Below are 17,711 nucleotides of genomic sequence, written 5' to 3' on the forward strand. Positions count from 1 at the left end.
CCACATATGGACAATGCTCCTTATTTTTTATGCTCGTAGTTCAGCCCCGTGCTCAGCACGTACTGCCTCAACGATCGTTTCATATGTTGCCGTTACTTCTTCGTCTTGTAACGTTCTTGACGGGTCTTGGAACTTGAGTGAGAAGGCAATCGACTTCTCATCCTCTCCAACATTCTCACCTGTATAAACGTCAAACAAGACGAGGTCAATCAAGAGTGACCCAGCCGCTTGGCGGATCGTTTGTTCCACTGTCCCAGCCGAAATCGCACGTGGTAAGACGAGTGCCAAGTCTCGTGAAATCGATGGATACCGTGGTACGTCTTGATAAAGAAGCGTTTCGTCCCCGCGAAGTGCTAACAGGTCGAGTTCGAATACATACACTTCTTTCATACCGTAGACGTCTTTCGAAGTTCCTGGATGTACTTGTCCAACATATCCGATGACCTCTCCGTTCATCAAGATGTTCGCCGTACGGCCTGGGTGCATATCGGGCATCGATACGGCCTCATACGTGACATCAAGGCGAAGCGTTTGGACTAACGTATCGACAATCCCTTTTGCGACGAAATAGTCAACCGGGACCCGTGTTCCTTGCGAACGATGGTCCATCCAAAGACCTGTGACAACGCCAGCCACTCTTTCTTTTTCACGCGGTAACGTATCGCCATGCTCCGTGTAGACGCGTCCCGTCTCGTACAGTGCGACGTTCGATTGTTGACGCGCCGTGTTATAACGTGCCGTCTCCAACAACCCAGGAACGAGCGACGTACGAAGGACAGAGCGTTCTTCACTCATCGGCATCGCCAGACGAACAAGCTGACTGGCTTCTCCTCCGAAGCGTGTCGCATGTGCCTCACTCGTTAACGAGTAAGTGATGGCTTGTGATAAGCCGACACCTTGCAACAAGCGACGTGTCTGTCTGCGCAATCCGTTGATTGCTGGCAAGTAGCCTTTCGATTGAGAGGCAGGTAACGTCGACGGGAGACTATCATATCCGTATAGACGCGCCACTTCTTCTGTAATGTCAGCCGGAAGTTCTAAGTCCGGACGACGTGAAGGAATGTGAACCGTCAACACGTCATCCCCTTCTGTCGTGAGACCGAGACGCTCAAGGATTTGAACAATCGTCTGACGATCGAGTGACATTCCTAAGCGCTTATTGATATAGTCAATCGACACTTCGATTTGGCGGGCACGTGATTCTGCTTCACCCGAACGTACCGCATCTTGAATGGTCCCTCCACTGAGTTCCACAATCAATTGCGCAGCGCGGTCAAGCGCGAGCATGACACGTTCTGGGTCTATCCCTTTTTCGAAGCGAGCACTTGAATCTGAACGAAGACCGAGCGTACGGCTTGTCTTACGAACGGATGCCGGATCAAAGTATGCTGACTCTAGGACGATATCTGTCGTTTTGGCATCCACTTCTGTGTTGGCACCACCCATGACGCCTGCGACTGCGACCGGGGTTTGCCCGTCCGTGATGACGATCATCGATGAATCAAGCGTGCGTGTCACATCGTCAAGTGTGATTATCTCTTCTCCATTTTCAGCTTGACGGACCACAATCGAGTTGCCGAGTTTTTTCGCATCGAATGCGTGAAGCGGCTGCCCGATTTCAAGCATCACATAGTTCGTCGCATCGACAATGTTGTTGATTGGACGGACACCTTCTGCAATCAAGATGTTTTTTAGCCATTGTGGCGATTCTGAAATCGTTACTCCTTTCACTTCACGAGCTGCATAGTACGGACAGTTCGGTGTAGCGAGTTCGATGGACACATCAGATGGTGATGACGATGTGACATCTGCTGTCGGCAACGTGTATGGACGTTCCAAGATGGCCGCAACCTCATGAATGATTCCATACAGGCTCAAGCAATCTGAACGGTTCGGAGTCAAACCGAGTTCGATGACCTCATCGTTCAAGTCTAGTAAATCGAGTACATCCGCACCGACTTGTACAGACTCACGGAATGTGTGGATCCCGTCCTGCTCGTCTTCCCGAATTTGTTTCTTCTCGAATCCAAGCTCCTCGAGTGAACAAATCATCCCTTGTGACTCGACACCACGAAGTTTGGCTTTTTTTATTTTAAGTCCTGGTAAGCGCGCGCCAATTTTGGCCACGATCACATATTGCTCTTCGCGTACGTTCGGTGCACCACAGACGATTTGAACAGGGTCACATTCCCCGATGTCTACTTTCGTCACATTTAATTTATCTGCTTCTGGATGTTTCTCACATGAAAGGACACGACCGACGACGATACCAGAAAGTCCCTCTCCGCGATTCGTCACACTTTCGACTTCAATCCCGTTCTTCGTGATCAAGTCACCGAGCGCTTCTCCGCTTAAATCGGATACATCAATATATTGATTCAACCATTTTTTTGAAAGTAACATCTGTCTTCCTCCTTAGAATTGCTCGATAAAACGTAAGTCATTTGTGTAGAAATGGCGGATGTCATCGACACCGTGTTTGAGCATCGCCATACGCTCAACCCCGATTCCGAATGCGAATCCTGACACAATTGATGAGTCATAGCCGGCCATCTCTAGTACATGTGGGTGGACCATCCCGCCTCCAAGAATTTCAATCCATCCGGTTCCTTTACAGACGTTACAGCCTTTTCCACCACATTTGAAGCAAGAGATATCCACTTCGACCGATGGTTCCGTGAACGGGAAGAAGCTCGGACGGAGACGAATCTCGCGCGCTTCACCGAATAACTGCTTCACGAATACTTCAAGCGTCCCTTTTAAATCTGCCATCGAGATGGATTCATCGACAACGAGTCCTTCGATTTGCATGAACTGATGCGAATGCGTCGCATCGTCCTCATCACGACGATACACTTTGCCTGGGCAAATGATACGAATTGGCTTCCCGTTCGCCTCTAACATCGTCCGAGCCTGCACAGGTGACGTATGGGTACGGAGCAACGTCTCTTCGGTGATGTAGAACGAGTCTTGCATGTCTCGTGCCGGGTGGTCTTTTGGTAAATTGAGCATTTCAAAATTGTAAAGATCTGTCTCGACTTCAGGACCTTCTGCGATTGTATACCCGAGTCCAACGAACAAGTCTTCCATTTCGTCGATGATTTGTTGTAAGAGATGACTTTGTCCAGGAGTCGATGTACGCCCTGGAAGTGTTACGTCAAGCGTTTCCGCTTTTAGTTTTTCTTCGAGTTCAATCGCCTTCACTTCTTCGATTCGAGCATCGAGTGTGCTTTGAATCGCTGTGCGAACTGTATTGGCCAACTCACCGATGACAGGACGTTCCTCAGCAGATAACTTGCCCATACCACGAAGTACCTCAGTCATCGGTCCTTTTTTACCTAAATACTTGATACGGACATCATTTAATGATTTTTGTGTGGATGCCTGTTTGATTTCTTCTAACGCTTCCACCTGTAACTGTTCTAATTGTTCTTTCATGTGTTTGCTTCCTCCTCTACATAAAAAAGTCCCTTCAGTCGTTGACTGAAGGGACGAATCATCGCGGTACCACCCTACTTGGCCAATTCATGGCCCACTTGAACAGCATCGATATCGTGATGCCAAACCGGTGTTGTCTCCAACACGACTCCAGAGTGAATTCAGCGACGAATCCGGCAAAGGCTCTCAGTCACGGCCATTGCTCCCTGAACGGAATCGGTCATTCGCTTACTATGTTCTTTCAACGTCATATCCTATTCATCGATGTGTTTAACCTATCACGTTTTTCACGCGCTGACAAGATTATTGTAACGCGATGCGATACATTAAAATACCGGCAGCGACCGCTGCATTGAGCGATTCTGCGTCACCGAGAACCGGAATATGCACACGGGTGTCACAGAGTGACAACACATCATTGTGCACACCTTGCGCCTCGTTCCCGATGACTAGGGCCACCTTGTCTTCGAATGCAACTTGTTCATACGATGTCGCTTTTGAGAGGGCTGTCCCATATACGTGGAATCCATCCTCTTTCAGCTCGGGCAATTTTTCAAGCAAGTCGACCGAGGTCACGTTCACGTGAAACAAGGACCCTTGTGTGGCGCGTACAACTTTAGCGTTGAACGGATCGACCGTCCCTTTCCCGAGTAACACCGTATCGAACCCGGCAGCATCTGCCGTCCGAATCATCGTACCGAGATTACCCGGGTCTTGTACTCGGTCTAATACGAGTACTTTCTTCATCTTCCGTTCAACCGGTGTCATCTTGACAACGGCAAACACACCTTGTGTCTTCTCCGTTTCTGAAAGAAGGTCGGCGACGTGATCGGATAACTCGAGAACCGGCATATCTTCTAGTCGCCACGTTCCTTTTGGTGCATACGACTCAGCCATGATGAGTTGAACGAGTCGACCGGCACGAATGGCCTCATCTACTAAATGTTCTCCTTCTACAAGGAATTGACCCGTTTCTTGACGACCCTTTTTTGTCATGAGTCGTTTTAATCGTTTAATCGTCTCGCTCTTCGTAGACGTAATCTTCGTCATATTATCCCTCTTTCAACCATTGGACCGTCTCGTGGTCTAAACGTTTCGTCAATGCGACGACGAGTTGTACGGCTGCCTCGTAATCATCTTGATGGATGATTGACACGTTCGTGTGTAAATAGCGGACCGGCACTGTCAATGCGATGGCTGGCATCCCGATTCCAGAAAGGTGGAATCGCCCAGCATCCGTTCCGCCACCTGGCGTTAAGTCCAATTGATACTTGATGTCTTGCTCTTTGGCCACGTCAACGATGAGATCGACAAGGCGTGGGTTCGTAACCGTCGTCGCATCAAAGAAGATGACTTGAACTCCGTCACCAAGCTTTGACAGTCCTTCTGCCGGAGTCATTCCCGGCGTATCACTTGGAATGCCCGTATCGACTGCGATTGCTACATCTGGTTGAATCAAGTTAGCCGCCGTTACGGCTCCACGTAATCCGACTTCTTCTTGTACGGTTGCCCCTGTATAGACGACACCCGGGAACGATTCTTCTTTCAACCGTTTCGCAGCTTCAATGGCAATCGCGCATCCAATGCGGTTATCCCATGCTTTTGCCATCAAGAAGTTTTCATTTTTCATGACTGTGAATTCACAATGTGGAACGACTGTGTCACCCGGACGAATTCCCCATTCAGCTACTTCGTCTTTAGACGTTGCTCCGATGTCTAAGAACATATCTTTGATTTCAACCGGTTTTTTACGTGCTTCAGGCGGAAGCACATGCGGTGGTTTCGCACCGATCACTCCTGGAATTTTTTCACCAGCACGTGTCACGACATTCATGCGCTGTGCTAAGAGAACTTGGTTCCACCAGCCACCGAGCGCCTGGAAACGAAGGAAACCGCCTTCTTCCACACGCGTCACCATAAAGCCGACTTCATCCATATGACCCGCAATCATGACACGCGGACCTTCAGCGTCTCCTGTCACTTGTCCAAACAGACTGCCGAGCCCATCCTGTTCAAACAACTCGACATGCGGCTCGAGGTATTCACGCATCAATTGACGGACTTCCCCCTCATTTCCCGGGACTCCCGTCGCATCCGTCAAACGCTTTAACATATGTAACGATTCATTCATACCCATCCGCTCCTTTATATTAATATCCTTGATTTTGTCGCTCATGGTTTACTTCGTTTTTATTCATGTACGCCATTAATATGAGTTGCTCATTAAAACCGAGTGTATAACCAAGTTCAAGATAAGCTGCCATCAGCGTCTCGTACATGGCTTCTGTTTTCGAAAGACCAAAGTTCGTCACTTTTCGATAAATATCTAAAAAAGCATCAGTCGCATCAAGATATGAGCTTCCTGCAGGAAAGACGTCTCGTTCATATCCAAGCGCAAGTCCAAGTGATAATAAGAAATGAATACCGTCCACATATTCTTCTAAGATCACATCTTGAGGCGACGGTCCTTTCTTCGACCAAAACTTAAAGCTACGTGTTTCGTTAGCCAGTTCACCGAGCTCGACAAGCAGCGCCAGTAACCGTTCATCGAATTGATTACCGGTTAATCCATGTTGTTCTTTGATCCGCTCGTCTAATTCGCGCTGTCGATCAAACAATGTTGTCCAGTTCACCGGATGTTCCTCCTCTATTTCAACTTATAGCAGTACTAAAATCATTAAAGACCAGCCCACCGCTAAAATCAATACTTGTAATTGGAGCAATTTTGGGGCATGAACAGTCTTTTTGCGAGTCAAATGAAGACCGAACAAGGCACCAATGGCTCCTCCCGCATAAGCGTATAGTACGTTGAAATCGCCATTGCCGTGCGTATACCGTTTGGCTTGGATATAGGTGTATATGTTCAAGACGATGAGCGCAATTGCAACGATTGCCACAATCGATTGATTCATAAACGTTCCTCCTTCTCTTCATTCTAAAAAAATTTTAAGAAAAAAGAAAGCGCCGAGAGAGTGTCTCGGCGCTGTCGATTGAACGATTACGCGTTCAATTTTGATTTAGCTGTTTCAGCGAGTGACGCGAATGCCTGTGCATCTGTCACAGCAAGCTCAGCAAGCATCTTACGGTTGATGTCGATTCCTGCAAGCTTGAGGCCGTGCATCATACGGCTGTATGAGAGACCGTTTGTACGTGCTGCCGCATTGATACGTGTGATCCAAAGACGACGGAAATCACGTTTCTTTTGACGACGGTCACGGTAAGCGTACATGAGTGATTTCATGACCTGTTGTTTTGCTACTTTAAATAGAATGTGTTTCGAACCAAAGTATCCTTTGGCAAGTTTAATTTGCTTTTTACGACGTTGACGAGTCGTATAACCGCCTTTTACGCGTGGCATATGGATTCCCTCCTAAATTGTTTCTGTATTACTTCGCGATCATGTTGCGAATGCGTTTGAAGTCTCCAGCTGATACGATAGCGCCTTTACGGAGCTTACGTTTCGCTTTAGTCGATTTGTTCGCGAACAAGTGACTAGTGTAAGCGTGTGAACGCTTGAGTTTACCTGATGCTGTACGTTTGAAACGTTTTGAAGCACCGCGGTGCGATTTCATTTTCGGCATGAGTATTTCCTCCCCACTGAGAATCGATGATTAATCTTCTTTGTTCGGAGCCAGCACTAAGAACATGCTGCGTCCTTCCATCTTCGGCTTTTGTTCAACTGTTGCCAAATCGGCACATTCCACTGCCATTTTGTCCAAAACACGTTTCCCGATTTCCGAGTGTGTGATGGCACGTCCGCGGAAACGAATCGAAGCCTTCACTTTATTTCCTTTTTCAAGGAACTTGCGTGCGTTACGCAACTTTGTTTGGAAATCGTTGTCCTCGATTGTTGGACTGAGACGTACTTCTTTCATTTGGATAACTTTTTGGTTTTTACGCGCTTCTTTCTCCTTTTTCTGGAGTTCGAAACGGTACTTCCCGTAATCCATAATTTTAGCGACCGGTGGATTTGCTTTATCCGCGACTAAGACCAAGTCTAGTTCCGCTTCTTCAGCTAAACGTAACGCATCGTTACGTGATTGTACACCGAGTTGTGCACCGTCTGCGCCAATGAGACGTACTTCACGGGCACGAATGTTTTCGTTGATAAAGAGCTCTTTGCTAATGGTTAGCACCTCCATCGTGCAATTGCACGAGATTTAGATTGACAAGACAACATGGCAATAAAAAAAGCGTCGGCAGTTTCCCACCCACACATCAGTTGAGGTCATAAAACGGCACACGACGCCGAATGAACCAAGAACTTGATGGACCTGCCTGATGACTCTCAGACGAGGTGAAAAGCGGGTGCTTCTACTTTGTTGTTTTTAATCACTATGTCATCTTAGCACTAGCAGGAAAAGATGTCAAGATGTCGCGCATGAATAATTGGTAGCTCACACTTTTATGATGATACCAGTCATTCTCTCGTTTCGCAATACCTTTTCAAAGGGAATAATCAAATATCAAAGGAGGGATTTACATGAATTGGCGAAAAGACGTCTCACGAGAACATGACTATCACGAGCAAGTTCAGCAGATTGTCAGTAAAACGATGCAAGCACACGGCTTAGAGGACGAAAAATTGCAAGCTGTATTAACGGACTTATTAGAAGAAATGAATCGTATCACATTGAAAATCGTCGATGATCACGAGTCGGCACAAAATTATATTCATAAACGGTGGTATTAAAAAAGGGCAACGCCCTTTTTTTAATACCTTTTAGTTCGTGAGCGATTTGAAGAAGTTACTGATTGCCTCAAACAAACGAGCAAAGAATCCTTTTACTTCTTCTTGCTCGAGGAAAGCCTGAACGTCTTGTCCCGCATCTTTCAATCCATTACTGATTGATGACCAATCTAAATTTGCTTGTTGCATATTCTCGAACAGGGTTGTCAATTGATCGAGCTGCCCTTCAGATAGCTGAACGTTATTTTGATTCAATACTTGAATGACGATGTCACGAATCTCAACATTGGTCTCCGGCATTTGGTTCGCGATTTCAGCCTTAATGTCATTCATGAGACCAGCCACATCCTCTTGACCGACCGTCTTACCGATTTCAGACGTGACCGCAAGTTCTTCTTGCGCGAGCTCTTTTCGTTCATCAGACAATTTGATCCCCGTTTCGGCCGCAGTTTGGTCATACGCCTTCATGATTCCTGTCAATGCGGACGTACCCGTCACGTTAATTGGCGACGTGATATAGATATCCGCATCCGTTACACCAGCTGTGACAAGGGCGTTCGCATACATATCTTTCGTGACCCACGTCACATTCTCCGTTTGAATATCGAGGCCGGTCCCATCTGTCAATTTGATTCGGGCCGAAGAATACATGCCGCCCCCACGTTGCGCCTGTGGGACGGAGTCTCCTAAATATTTCTCTTCATCCGCGGCAGTCGCGATAATCGGTTCGATTCCTTCTGGTGCTTCCATGCGCTCAAGTACCCATTTTTCTTGTTCTGAAGATAAAGATTCACCAAGCGTCACAATCGTGTCGTTGACGATCGCTTCCGCCCCGACTTTCGGAAGCGCACCCGTAAAGACGATGGTCCCGATGGTAAGTGCCAATACCGGCTTCATATAATTCATCAATTATCACTCCTTATGTTTACGATACGTGTAGATGACCAAATACACATCCGTCTATAGACCGAAAAAAACCACCTTTCTAGTTGGAAAGGTGGTCCCTCACTTAGCGTGAACGATTCGCAATCTCTTCTGTGAGCGATGCGATGAATTCATCAAGTGACGCAGAAACTTGTTCCTGCTGACCGTAGCGGCGAATGTTGACCGCACGTTCATCACGCTCTTTGTCTCCAAGAACGAGCGTCATCGGAATCTTCTTCATTTGTGCTTCGCGAATCTTATAGCCGAGTTTTTCGTCACGGAGATCCGTTTCGACACGGACACCACGTTTGACGAGTTCTGCCTTCACTTCAGCGACGTATTCGTCGTGAACATGCGAGACAGGAATCAATTTCACTTGAACCGGTGCGAGCCACGTTGGGAATGCACCTTTGTATTCTTCAATCAAGTATGCAACAAAACGTTCCATCGTCGAGACGACACCCCGGTGCAATACGATCGGACGGTGGTCTTTCCCGTCCGGACCAGTGTACGTTAAATCAAAACGTTCTGGAAGTAAGAAGTCGAGTTGGACAGTCGAGAGTGTCTCTTCCTTCCCGAGCGCCGTACGTACTTGTACATCAAGTTTCGGTCCGTAGAATGCCGCTTCTCCTTCTGCCTCGAAGTACGGAAGCTCAAGCTCGTCCATCGTCTCTTTCAATTGGCTCTGCGCCATCTCCCAAATCGCATCGTTATCGAAGTACTTCTCTTTATCGGCGGGATCGCGATACGAGAGACGGAAACGATAATCTTTAATACCGAAATCAGCATATACTTCTTGAATCAAATAAACGATGTCTTTAAACTCCTGTTTCATCTGTTCTGGTGTGACAAACGTATGCCCATCATTCAAGACCATGTAACGGACACGTTGTAATCCTGTGAGTGCTCCAGACATCTCATAACGGTGCATTCCCCCGAGCTCAGCGATACGGAGTGGGAGTTCACGGTACGAACGTGGCTCGTGTTTGTAGATCGTCATATGATGCGGGCAGTTCATCGGACGAAGGACGAGTTCTTCGTTGTCCATCTCCATTTTCGGGAACATGTCATCTTGGTAGTGGTCCCAGTGCCCAGAAGTCTTATACAAGTCTACCGAACCGAGAACCGGTGTGTACACGTGTTGATATCCGAGTTCAAGTTCTTTATCGACGATATAGCGTTCAACCGTACGGCGAATCGCTGCTCCTTTCGGAAGCCACATTGGAAGACCTTGACCTACTTCTTGTGAGACGAAGAAAAGGTCGAGTTCCTTTCCGAGTTTACGATGATCGCGCTCTTTCGCTTCTTCAAGAAGACGCAAGTGTTCTGCGAGTTGTTCTTTCGTCGCCCAAGCCGTTCCATAAATACGCTGTAGCATCTTGTTGTCAGAGTCACCACGCCAGTATGCACCGGCCACGCTCATCAATTTAAAGATTTTCAACTTCGAAGTCGATGGGACGTGTGGCCCTCGGCAAAGGTCGAAGAATTCACCTTGATGATAAATTGTGAGTGTCTCCTCAGCTGGAATGTCTTCAATCAATTCGATCTTAAGTGGATCTCCGAGCTCTTTATAACGAGCGAGCGCCTCATCGCGAGAGACAACTTCACGTGTAATCTCTAAGTTTTCATCGACGATGCGTTTCATCATTTTTTCAATCTCAGGAAGGTCTTCCTCGTTGATTCGACGGTCCATTTCGATATCGTAATAGAATCCGTTCTCAATTGTTGGACCGATTCCAAAATAGATATTGTTGTCTTCTCCATACAGACGCTTAATTGCCTGTGCCATCAAGTGTGCTGAAGAGTGACGCATCAAATCGAGGCCATCTTCTGAATCTGGCATGACGAGTTCGATTTTTCCGTCATGTTCAATCGGGCGACGGTAATCGATGAGTTTCCCGTCAATCTTTGCTGCGATTGCTTTTTTACGAAGTCCCGGGCTGATTGAGCCTGCGACGTCTTCTGCTGTGATGCCGGCCTCAAACTCCTTTACGGCGCCATCTGGAAATGCTAATTGAATCATGTACATCTTGTCCCCTCTCAAAAAAAGAATATAAAAAAAGCCCATCCCTCAAAAAGGGACGAGCTTTGATTCTCGTGGTACCACCCTCGTTCCCAAGCAATATGCTTGGCTCGAACACACGATAACGAGTGTGAATCGCCGCACGATTAGCCCGTACGGTGCTCGGAGGGAGTAAATACATCGTCGTCGTTAGGAAGCTTGCACCGCCCTTCCCTCGCTAAAACTCGTCTCAATGATTCATATCCTCTTCTATGCATCACTTATATGGTTCTTAGTATAGTCAACTCGACCAATAAATACAATCCCTTTACCGACGGCGATTTTCACCCTTTAGCTCAATTTGGGTCGTCGTCGTTGAAATCCGCTGCATGAGACGCTGCGCCTTCATTTTATTTTGTGCGGACCCATCGATTGAAAAATGTGTTTCAAGTTCTTCTCCACTAAAGTTTGAACTATAGAGCGTCGGTAAGCGATGCATCATTCGATATTGAAGAATGATCCCAAACAGCTCATCACGTACCCATGGACTAATCGCCTCAGCCCCGATATCATCAATTAACAAAACAGGAACATGTTGAAACGATGTTAAAAACGAATCGAACGAGTCTGTGCGGATTTTCCGTTTTGCTTCTGATACAAAGCCAGGGGCGTGGACCAAAATCGTCTCGACATCCGCCACTTTCAACTCGTTGGCGATTGCTGCGAGTAGATACGTTTTTCCTACGCCGAAGCTACCATGTAGATAGAGGCCGTTCACTTTTTGTCCCGACTTCATTCCCGTTACGAAGCGCATAGCTTCACGAAGTGCGATTTTACGTGCATCATCCGCCCAATCAAATGATTCGAAGCTCGCCTCGCGCACTTCCTCCGGCAAAAATAAACTCTTAAACTTCCGGTCCATCTCCTTTTGTCGTCTTGCTTGCCGATGGGCGACCGTTTCTTCGTAACGAATCGCGATCTGCCCTAAATCAACATAAAGCACAGGTTGATGACCCGGGATGACAGCCTGTTCGTCGATGAACGTTTTGCCATCCATCTGTTCAGCATACTCACTCAGTTTCGTGAATCCGATTTCAATCGCTTTCTCCTCTAACTCAGGATGAGCGTTTAAAAAGGCAATCACACCCGGGTGATTTAAAGTTCGTTTGCGAATCGACTCATACGCCTCACGCACTTCTTTTCGATTCATCAACTGAGACAGCGATTGGTTGATTCGTTCCATCCCCTCACCCCTTCTCTTTCAATTCATTCAATAGTTTCACAAGCTCCGCATCATCTGGGACGGACGATTCGAGTTCCTTCTTCCTTGCCTGATCGTAAGAACGTTGTTGTTTCGCTTCATCCTCGAGCCACTTCGGCATGTCTCCTTGTTGGTTCTTACGACGTGACCCAACAGTCGTTCGTTGCCCATTTTCTCGTTTTTGCTGTTTCTTCTCAATCAGTGCATCTTGTGTCTCTTCACGCTCTAACGCTTCTTTCGCATTCGTATAGCCTGCTGTCTTCCAGCTTGTCGCAATGCGAAGGACGTAGTTCTCGTTCAGACGAGTCTGCTTCTTCACTTCAATGCAATAATAGAAGAGCGCGTTGATGACACCCGGAGCGAGACCGAGTGTATCAACAAGTTCGATGACTAACTGCTCATCACTTTTAGAGAGTTGTGGCGTCTTTCGTAAAGTAGACACGTATTGATGAGGGTGCGCGGACTCCATCACCTCTGGGTCATGAAGATCCCCAAGCTTCGTCTCCTCAAGTTCCACCGTTTTCTCTTTTCGGTGACGGGTCTGTTTCTTCTTCAGCTGCAATACCATTTGACGACAGCCGTCCCGTTTTTCTTGTTCACTGAGCGGAAGATATGCTTCGTGGACAAAATATTCTTTCAACATCTCGGCCATCGTCTCTTCATCGAGTTGAGAAACATACGCAAGTTTCGTAATTGTTTCATCTAATTTTTTTGTAAAAAAGCCAACTGGGAAATTCGTCAGTTTTTTCACAATGCCCATATCGAACGAATAGTTAATTTCAATCTTCGCACGATCCGGTTTTTCGTAATTCTTTTGAGTGAACGCCCGGTGATTGACTCCTTTGACGTCGAACACTTCATTGAAGTCTTTCGTTACTTCGACGATACCGGCCGGCAATGGGTCGATTGTAAAACGTCCTTGCAGTTGCTTAAAACGCACTTCTCCAACTTTATAAAAAAGGAAGCTTGATAACAGCCCATCATTTAAAAACGTGTGCGGTGCGAGCGGAACTCGCAACTGATAAACGTATTGAGTTAATCGGGCATCTTTCGTTTTGTAGGTACGTACTAATCCGATTGCTTCTAGCCGGAATAAACTATCGGTCAATTCATTGATTGAGTACTCTAACATCTCACACAATGCACTGTGTGACATATAGTTCGATTTCATTTTACCGGGCTTCAATTCGCTCCATAGCGTCTGATAAAGCGCGAGCGCCTTCACCCCGATAACCGGTTGATATAGGTGATAGAGGGACTGATACGATTCACGGTCGACAAGACCTGTACTCATAATCAATAGTTCGTCTGTCCCAAAAATTGTACGTTCTTTCTCCATGGCTCTCTCCCTTGAAAAAGGGCGACCAGCAGGCCGCCCTTTAGTTGGTCGAATTTTCTTGCTTCATTAAATCTTCAAGTTCTTTAAAGAACACCGTGATGTCTTTGAATTGGCGATAAACTGAGGCAAATCGAACATATGCGACTTCATCTACACGCGCCAGTTCATTCATCACCAGCTCCCCCACTTGCTCACTCGGAATCTCCGACTGCGCGAGGGCTCGAAGTTGCTGTTCTACTTTTGTCACAACTCCTTCAAGTTGCTCTAAGGTAACCGGTCGTTTTTCACACGCCCGAATGATGCCGCGGAGTACTTTTTCACGACTGAACTCTTCACGATTTCCATCTTTCTTTACAATAATGAGAGGTGTCTGTTCGACTGTCTCAAATGTCGTAAACCGATAACCGCACTTTTCACATTCACGACGACGTCGAATCGAATAATGGTCTTGCACCGGTCGGGAATCGAGCACTCTCGTTCCATTGTGATCACATTTCGGACAACGCATGCTCAAGCCTCCTTATCGTTCGACAGTTTTATTTCCTATAGCACGTAGCGGGAATTGCTGTGAGAGTGCCTCGTAGTAGTGAGATACAATTTGTGCAAGGTCTACACCGAGGCGCTGTTCACGATTCAGTGTGAAGTCAACCGCTGTACGCCCCCCGTCAACTTGTACGATTGTGACGAGTCCATCCCATCCTTCTCCGATGAATGAAAGTTCTCCACGGTTCGTATCGATTCGACGTACCGACTGATCTTTTGATTGAATGAGTTCTTCTAGCCACTGTATGATGGCATTCGGAGATGCCGCATAGTAGCGTGTCTGTAATGACTCGTTTTTATGAGTGTCTTTCGTTTCAATATGTGTTTGTAACTTATCTAACAGTCCCATAATTCACCTCAACGCTTGAGTTATATACGTTAAGCATATCAAAATTAAGGCGACAACAAAACATTTAAAAGGGCTGACCGTTAAACGGCCAGCCTCAAAAGGTTCTTCAGAATTATTTAGTTAATGCAACTTGTGCTTCAGGAACACGAATTGGTCCCATTCCACGTTCAAGTTTAACATCTTCACGTACTTTTGCATCCAAGCCTTCGGCGATATACTGCGATGCCGTAGCCGGATCGATTCGATCTCCACATGTGAATACGTCAACTGACGCGTACCCATGTTCAGGGAAACTGTGAATCGTTAAGTGTGATTCTGAAATGATGACGACTCCACTCACGCCGTGCGGCGCAAATTTGTGGAATGCGACTTCGCGGACTTCAGCGCCCGAACGAAGAGCAGCATCGACGAACAAACGCTCGATGTAGTCGATATCATTTAATTTGTCGGGATTGCACTCCCAAAGTTCTGTAATAATGTGACGTCCCATAGTATCCATATTAGTGGATCCCCCTTTACATCAATGGTCTCAAAGTAGTTGATGATCACTCACTTTGTGCCTGAATCGCCCACAACCACGGGGGAAAGTTAGTCCTAAGAGGTCCTAACCCTTTAAGTTGCGTTTGTCAGACCAATTGAAGTTCACGAAACTGAGTGTAACGTGTTTAGGACGTCGTTACAAGACATTTGATTAAAAAAATCAGAAATATTTTTTTCTTCGTAATATTTTTTATACGTGTGTTTCTCGTTGTCCAATTTGTAGATAGCTAGCCACCATATCTAATAAGTCCACGACACGGCATGAATACCCCCACTCATTATCATACCAAGCGAGCACTTTAACATGGTTTCCTCCGAGGACCATTGTCGAATCCATATCGATAATCGAAGAACGATCGTCCCCGTTAAAATCAATCGACACGAGCGGTTCTTGGGAAATGCCTAAAATGCCTGTCATTTCTCCGAACGCTGCCCGTTCGAACGCTTTATTGACTTCATCGATTGTTACATCTCGGTGGAGTTCCACGACTAGGTCGACGAGTGACACGTTAGGTGTCGGAACACGGAGCGCCATTCCGTTCAATTTCCCTTGAAGTTCGGGCAATACGAGCCCAATCGCTTTCGCCGCTCCCGTCGATGTCGGGATAATCGAATTACCACAAGCACGCGCCCGCCGTAAGTCTTTATGCGGGTTATCAATATTGTTTTGGTCATTCGTATAGGCGTGTACGGTCGTGATTAGTCCCGTCTCAATACCGAACGTCGAATGCAAGACTTTCACGACCGGTCCGAGACAGTTCGTCGTACACGATGCGTTTGAAATAATATGGTCTTCTTCAGGACGATAATCACGATCATTGACCCCCATCACGATCGTACGCAAATCTCCTTTACCCGGCGCAGTCAAAATCACTTTTTTTGCCCCTGCGTCCAGATGAAGTCTAGCTCCGACATCAGAGTTGAACTTCCCTGTCGCTTCAACCACGATATCGATTTCAAGGTCCGCCCAAGGCAAACATGACGGATCGCGTTCTGAAATCAGTTCAATTCGTTTCCCATCGACTTCGAGCGTATCCCCATGCGCGCGAACGGTCAATTCAAATGGTCCATGTATAGAATCATGTTTGATGAGATGCGCGAGTGTTTCCGCCGGATAACTTGCGTTAATCGCCACCACTTCATGACGCCCCTCGATCATCAATTTCCGAAATACCATTCTCCCAATTCGACCAAATCCATTAATCGCCACTTTTGTCCCCATACTAGATCCCCCTTTTTCTACATTACGGTTTCATTATAACGGATACTTGTAAGCGTTTTCACTATGAATCGTCACATTTTTTTCACTTTTCTTTGTTTATTTTTTGAAAATGAGGGAAATTTCTTGTCGTAAAGCAAAAGAGAAAGGAGGCGTTGTGATGTTTGATTGGGGAGATATCGATAAATTTTTCATATCGTTCTTCATCATTTTACCGATTGTGACGTTGGTTCACGAGTTAGGACATTATTTCTTCGCAAGATTATTCGGAGGCACTCTCGATATGCAAATCGGGACCGGAAAAAAATTGTTCAAAATAGGGCATCTACAAGTGAATCGTGTCTACTTTTATGATGCATGGTGTCAGTTTTCAGATTTGAAGTGGAGCAATAAAGTTACTCGCTCTCTCGTTTACGGTGGGGGCGCAATTTTCAACTTGGCGAGCATTCTCATTTTAAACGGATTTATTCTTCAACAAGAAATCGAGCCTACTCTTTACACGTATCAATTCGCCTATTTCTCGTTCTACTATATCTTTTTCTCTCTCTATCCAATTTATTATTCAAGTGGTCACCCAAGTGACGGCCGAGCGATTTATGATACATGGAAAAAAGGATCGCCTGAATCCGACCCTTTGAATTAAAAAGAAGGCGATCATTCGATGGCACTGAAAAACCTCTGCTCTTGCCTTACAGGAACAGAGAAAAAGCAAGGAATACAGAGGAGCGTCATCCCTGATTGGGACGACGCTCCTCTGTTCAGAATCATTTAAAATTTTTCAGCGCCTTCAATCATTCGCCTTTTTTTGTATGGATTTAAATTGTTCGACTAAGCGGTCAATTTGAGAAGGTAACTCCCCCAATGCCCCGTTGTTATTCACAAGATAATCAGCCTGATGCTTTTTATCTTCAATCGGGATTTGAGAACGGATGCGTGCGAGCGCCTCTTCTTTTGTCAACCCATTCCGTTCCATGAGACGCATCAATTGAATTTCTTCGCGACAATAGACGACAACCGAATAGTCGACGAGGTCAAGCATTGTTCCTTCGAATAAAAGGGGAATGTCAAAAATGACGACCGGTTCACCGGCTGTCTCGTATGTTCGCATCTGTTCTTTCATCTCTTCGCGAATCGCAGGATGCATTAGTTGGTTTAATTGCTGACGCTTCGTTTCATCATGAAAGATTTCACGTCCTAATGCAGGGCGATTCAATAGATCACCATCAAAACATTTCGGGAATGCCGCCTTTACACCTTCGATTGCCTTTCCCTCAGGCTCAATGACCTTTCTCGCAATCAAATCAGCATCGATAATCGGAATCCCTCGCTCTCGAAACAGTCGAGACACTGTGGACTTTCCGGTTGCAATCCCACCCGTTAATCCAATTTTCAACATATTCGCCCAC

The 17,711-nt window shown here is 46.4% G+C and carries 20 protein-coding genes; 2 read left to right on the forward strand and 18 right to left on the reverse strand.

Annotated features, from left to right (window positions below; translation table 11 throughout):
* Nucleotides 1-27: 27 nt before the first annotated feature.
* The 9 genes from pheT to infC all read right to left on the reverse strand — a co-directional run bounded on the left by pheT (nt 28) and on the right by infC (nt 7,580).
* Nucleotides 28-2,403, reverse strand: coding sequence for a phenylalanine--tRNA ligase subunit beta (gene pheT, locus KNO98_RS03955; protein WP_214699113.1), 2,376 nt, complete (start codon nt 2,401-2,403; stop codon nt 28-30).
* A 12-nt stretch (nt 2,404-2,415) separates the two neighbouring features.
* Nucleotides 2,416-3,438, reverse strand: coding sequence for a phenylalanine--tRNA ligase subunit alpha (gene pheS, locus KNO98_RS03960; protein WP_026825630.1), 1,023 nt, complete (start codon nt 3,436-3,438; stop codon nt 2,416-2,418).
* 303 nt (nt 3,439-3,741) lie between these two features.
* Nucleotides 3,742-4,488: a TrmH family RNA methyltransferase gene (locus KNO98_RS03965; protein ID WP_026825629.1), complete on the reverse strand. Its 747-nt coding sequence runs from the start codon at nt 4,486-4,488 to the stop codon at nt 3,742-3,744.
* A gap of 1 nt (nt 4,489) precedes the next feature.
* Nucleotides 4,490-5,569: a M42 family metallopeptidase gene (locus tag KNO98_RS03970; protein ID WP_214699115.1), complete on the reverse strand. Its 1,080-nt coding sequence runs from the start codon at nt 5,567-5,569 to the stop codon at nt 4,490-4,492.
* A 19-nt stretch (nt 5,570-5,588) separates the two neighbouring features.
* Nucleotides 5,589-6,071, reverse strand: coding sequence for a dUTP diphosphatase (locus KNO98_RS03975; protein ID WP_214699117.1), 483 nt, complete (start codon nt 6,069-6,071; stop codon nt 5,589-5,591).
* A 24-nt stretch (nt 6,072-6,095) separates the two neighbouring features.
* Nucleotides 6,096-6,350, reverse strand: coding sequence for a hypothetical protein (locus KNO98_RS03980; RefSeq protein ID WP_214699119.1), 255 nt, complete (start codon nt 6,348-6,350; stop codon nt 6,096-6,098).
* An 86-nt stretch (nt 6,351-6,436) separates the two neighbouring features.
* Nucleotides 6,437-6,796 carry a 50S ribosomal protein L20 gene (rplT, locus tag KNO98_RS03985; protein WP_012726696.1) on the reverse strand — a complete coding sequence of 120 codons (360 nt, stop codon included), beginning with the start codon at nt 6,794-6,796 and terminating at the stop codon, nt 6,437-6,439.
* A gap of 28 nt (nt 6,797-6,824) precedes the next feature.
* Complete coding sequence (gene rpmI / locus KNO98_RS03990; RefSeq protein ID WP_012726697.1) at nt 6,825-7,019, reverse strand: 50S ribosomal protein L35; 195 nt, start codon at nt 7,017-7,019, stop codon at nt 6,825-6,827.
* A 30-nt stretch (nt 7,020-7,049) separates the two neighbouring features.
* The gene (gene infC, locus KNO98_RS03995) at nt 7,050-7,580 is read right to left on the reverse strand and encodes a translation initiation factor IF-3 (RefSeq protein WP_034770961.1); all 531 of its coding nucleotides are present in this window, start codon (nt 7,578-7,580) and stop codon (nt 7,050-7,052) included.
* 341 nt (nt 7,581-7,921) lie between these two features.
* Here infC and KNO98_RS04000 point away from each other — a divergent pair, with 341 nt between their 5' ends.
* Nucleotides 7,922-8,131, forward strand: coding sequence for a hypothetical protein (locus tag KNO98_RS04000; RefSeq protein ID WP_026825624.1), 210 nt, complete (start codon nt 7,922-7,924; stop codon nt 8,129-8,131).
* 30 nt (nt 8,132-8,161) lie between these two features.
* Here KNO98_RS04000 and KNO98_RS04005 read toward each other — a convergent pair whose 3' ends face one another.
* The 8 genes from KNO98_RS04005 to KNO98_RS04040 all read right to left on the reverse strand — a co-directional run bounded on the left by KNO98_RS04005 (nt 8,162) and on the right by KNO98_RS04040 (nt 16,308).
* Entirely contained in the window at nt 8,162-9,034 is an 873-nt protein-coding gene (locus KNO98_RS04005) for a DUF1002 domain-containing protein (protein ID WP_214699121.1), read from the reverse strand.
* Nucleotides 9,035-9,137: 103 nt separating this feature from the next.
* On the reverse strand, nt 9,138-11,081 hold the full coding sequence (thrS, locus tag KNO98_RS04010) for a threonine--tRNA ligase (protein WP_214699122.1): 1,944 nt from the start codon (nt 11,079-11,081) through the stop codon (nt 9,138-9,140).
* A 301-nt stretch (nt 11,082-11,382) separates the two neighbouring features.
* On the reverse strand, nt 11,383-12,297 hold the full coding sequence (dnaI, locus tag KNO98_RS04015; protein ID WP_214699128.1) for a primosomal protein DnaI: 915 nt from the start codon (nt 12,295-12,297) through the stop codon (nt 11,383-11,385).
* A 4-nt stretch (nt 12,298-12,301) separates the two neighbouring features.
* Complete coding sequence (locus tag KNO98_RS04020) at nt 12,302-13,654, reverse strand: DnaD domain protein (RefSeq protein ID WP_026825620.1); 1,353 nt, start codon at nt 13,652-13,654, stop codon at nt 12,302-12,304.
* Between the two features lie 40 nt (nt 13,655-13,694).
* Nucleotides 13,695-14,162 carry a transcriptional regulator NrdR gene (nrdR, locus tag KNO98_RS04025; RefSeq protein WP_012726705.1) on the reverse strand — a complete coding sequence of 156 codons (468 nt, stop codon included), beginning with the start codon at nt 14,160-14,162 and terminating at the stop codon, nt 13,695-13,697.
* Nucleotides 14,163-14,174: 12 nt separating this feature from the next.
* Entirely contained in the window at nt 14,175-14,546 is a 372-nt protein-coding gene (locus KNO98_RS04030; RefSeq protein WP_214699130.1) for a hypothetical protein, read from the reverse strand.
* Between the two features lie 112 nt (nt 14,547-14,658).
* Nucleotides 14,659-15,045 (reverse strand): adenosylmethionine decarboxylase, encoded by a 387-nt coding sequence (speD, locus tag KNO98_RS04035; protein ID WP_026825618.1) that lies wholly within the window; start codon nt 15,043-15,045, stop codon nt 14,659-14,661.
* A gap of 231 nt (nt 15,046-15,276) precedes the next feature.
* On the reverse strand, nt 15,277-16,308 hold the full coding sequence (locus tag KNO98_RS04040; protein WP_214699136.1) for a glyceraldehyde-3-phosphate dehydrogenase: 1,032 nt from the start codon (nt 16,306-16,308) through the stop codon (nt 15,277-15,279).
* 157 nt (nt 16,309-16,465) lie between these two features.
* Between KNO98_RS04040 and KNO98_RS04045 the strand changes: the two genes are divergently transcribed.
* Nucleotides 16,466-16,948 (forward strand): site-2 protease family protein, encoded by a 483-nt coding sequence (locus KNO98_RS04045; RefSeq protein ID WP_214699138.1) that lies wholly within the window; start codon nt 16,466-16,468, stop codon nt 16,946-16,948.
* A 144-nt stretch (nt 16,949-17,092) separates the two neighbouring features.
* Here KNO98_RS04045 and coaE read toward each other — a convergent pair whose 3' ends face one another.
* Complete coding sequence (gene coaE, locus KNO98_RS04050; protein ID WP_214699140.1) at nt 17,093-17,701, reverse strand: dephospho-CoA kinase; 609 nt, start codon at nt 17,699-17,701, stop codon at nt 17,093-17,095.
* Nucleotides 17,702-17,711 lie beyond the last annotated feature (10 nt).

Source organism: Exiguobacterium sp. s57 (assembly GCF_018617685.1).
Classification (GTDB): Bacteria; Bacillota; Bacilli; order Exiguobacteriales; family Exiguobacteriaceae; genus Exiguobacterium; species Exiguobacterium marinum.

Excerpts from the sequence above, each read along its gene's own strand:
- KNO98_RS04045 (WP_214699138.1), top strand. The coding sequence starts at position 16,466 with ATGTTTGATTGGGGAGATATCGATAAATTTTTCATATCGTTCTTCATC.
- infC (WP_034770961.1), bottom strand. The coding sequence starts at position 7,580 with ATGGAGGTGCTAACCATTAGCAAAGAGCTCTTTATCAACGAAAACATT.
- KNO98_RS04020 (WP_026825620.1), bottom strand. The coding sequence starts at position 13,654 with ATGGAGAAAGAACGTACAATTTTTGGGACAGACGAACTATTGATTATG.
- pheS (WP_026825630.1), bottom strand. The coding sequence starts at position 3,438 with ATGAAAGAACAATTAGAACAGTTACAGGTGGAAGCGTTAGAAGAAATC.
- KNO98_RS04000 (WP_026825624.1), top strand. The coding sequence starts at position 7,922 with ATGAATTGGCGAAAAGACGTCTCACGAGAACATGACTATCACGAGCAA.
- KNO98_RS03965 (WP_026825629.1), bottom strand. The coding sequence starts at position 4,488 with ATGACGAAGATTACGTCTACGAAGAGCGAGACGATTAAACGATTAAAA.
- KNO98_RS03970 (WP_214699115.1), bottom strand. The coding sequence starts at position 5,569 with ATGAATGAATCGTTACATATGTTAAAGCGTTTGACGGATGCGACGGGA.
- KNO98_RS04040 (WP_214699136.1), bottom strand. The coding sequence starts at position 16,308 with ATGGGGACAAAAGTGGCGATTAATGGATTTGGTCGAATTGGGAGAATG.
- thrS (WP_214699122.1), bottom strand. The coding sequence starts at position 11,081 with ATGTACATGATTCAATTAGCATTTCCAGATGGCGCCGTAAAGGAGTTT.
- rpmI (WP_012726697.1), bottom strand. The coding sequence starts at position 7,019 with ATGCCGAAAATGAAATCGCACCGCGGTGCTTCAAAACGTTTCAAACGT.
- KNO98_RS04005 (WP_214699121.1), bottom strand. The coding sequence starts at position 9,034 with ATGAATTATATGAAGCCGGTATTGGCACTTACCATCGGGACCATCGTC.
- nrdR (WP_012726705.1), bottom strand. The coding sequence starts at position 14,162 with ATGCGTTGTCCGAAATGTGATCACAATGGAACGAGAGTGCTCGATTCC.
- coaE (WP_214699140.1), bottom strand. The coding sequence starts at position 17,701 with ATGTTGAAAATTGGATTAACGGGTGGGATTGCAACCGGAAAGTCCACA.
- pheT (WP_214699113.1), bottom strand. The coding sequence starts at position 2,403 with ATGTTACTTTCAAAAAAATGGTTGAATCAATATATTGATGTATCCGAT.
- rplT (WP_012726696.1), bottom strand. The coding sequence starts at position 6,796 with ATGCCACGCGTAAAAGGCGGTTATACGACTCGTCAACGTCGTAAAAAG.
- KNO98_RS04030 (WP_214699130.1), bottom strand. The coding sequence starts at position 14,546 with ATGGGACTGTTAGATAAGTTACAAACACATATTGAAACGAAAGACACT.
- speD (WP_026825618.1), bottom strand. The coding sequence starts at position 15,045 with ATGGATACTATGGGACGTCACATTATTACAGAACTTTGGGAGTGCAAT.
- KNO98_RS03980 (WP_214699119.1), bottom strand. The coding sequence starts at position 6,350 with ATGAATCAATCGATTGTGGCAATCGTTGCAATTGCGCTCATCGTCTTG.
- dnaI (WP_214699128.1), bottom strand. The coding sequence starts at position 12,297 with ATGGAACGAATCAACCAATCGCTGTCTCAGTTGATGAATCGAAAAGAA.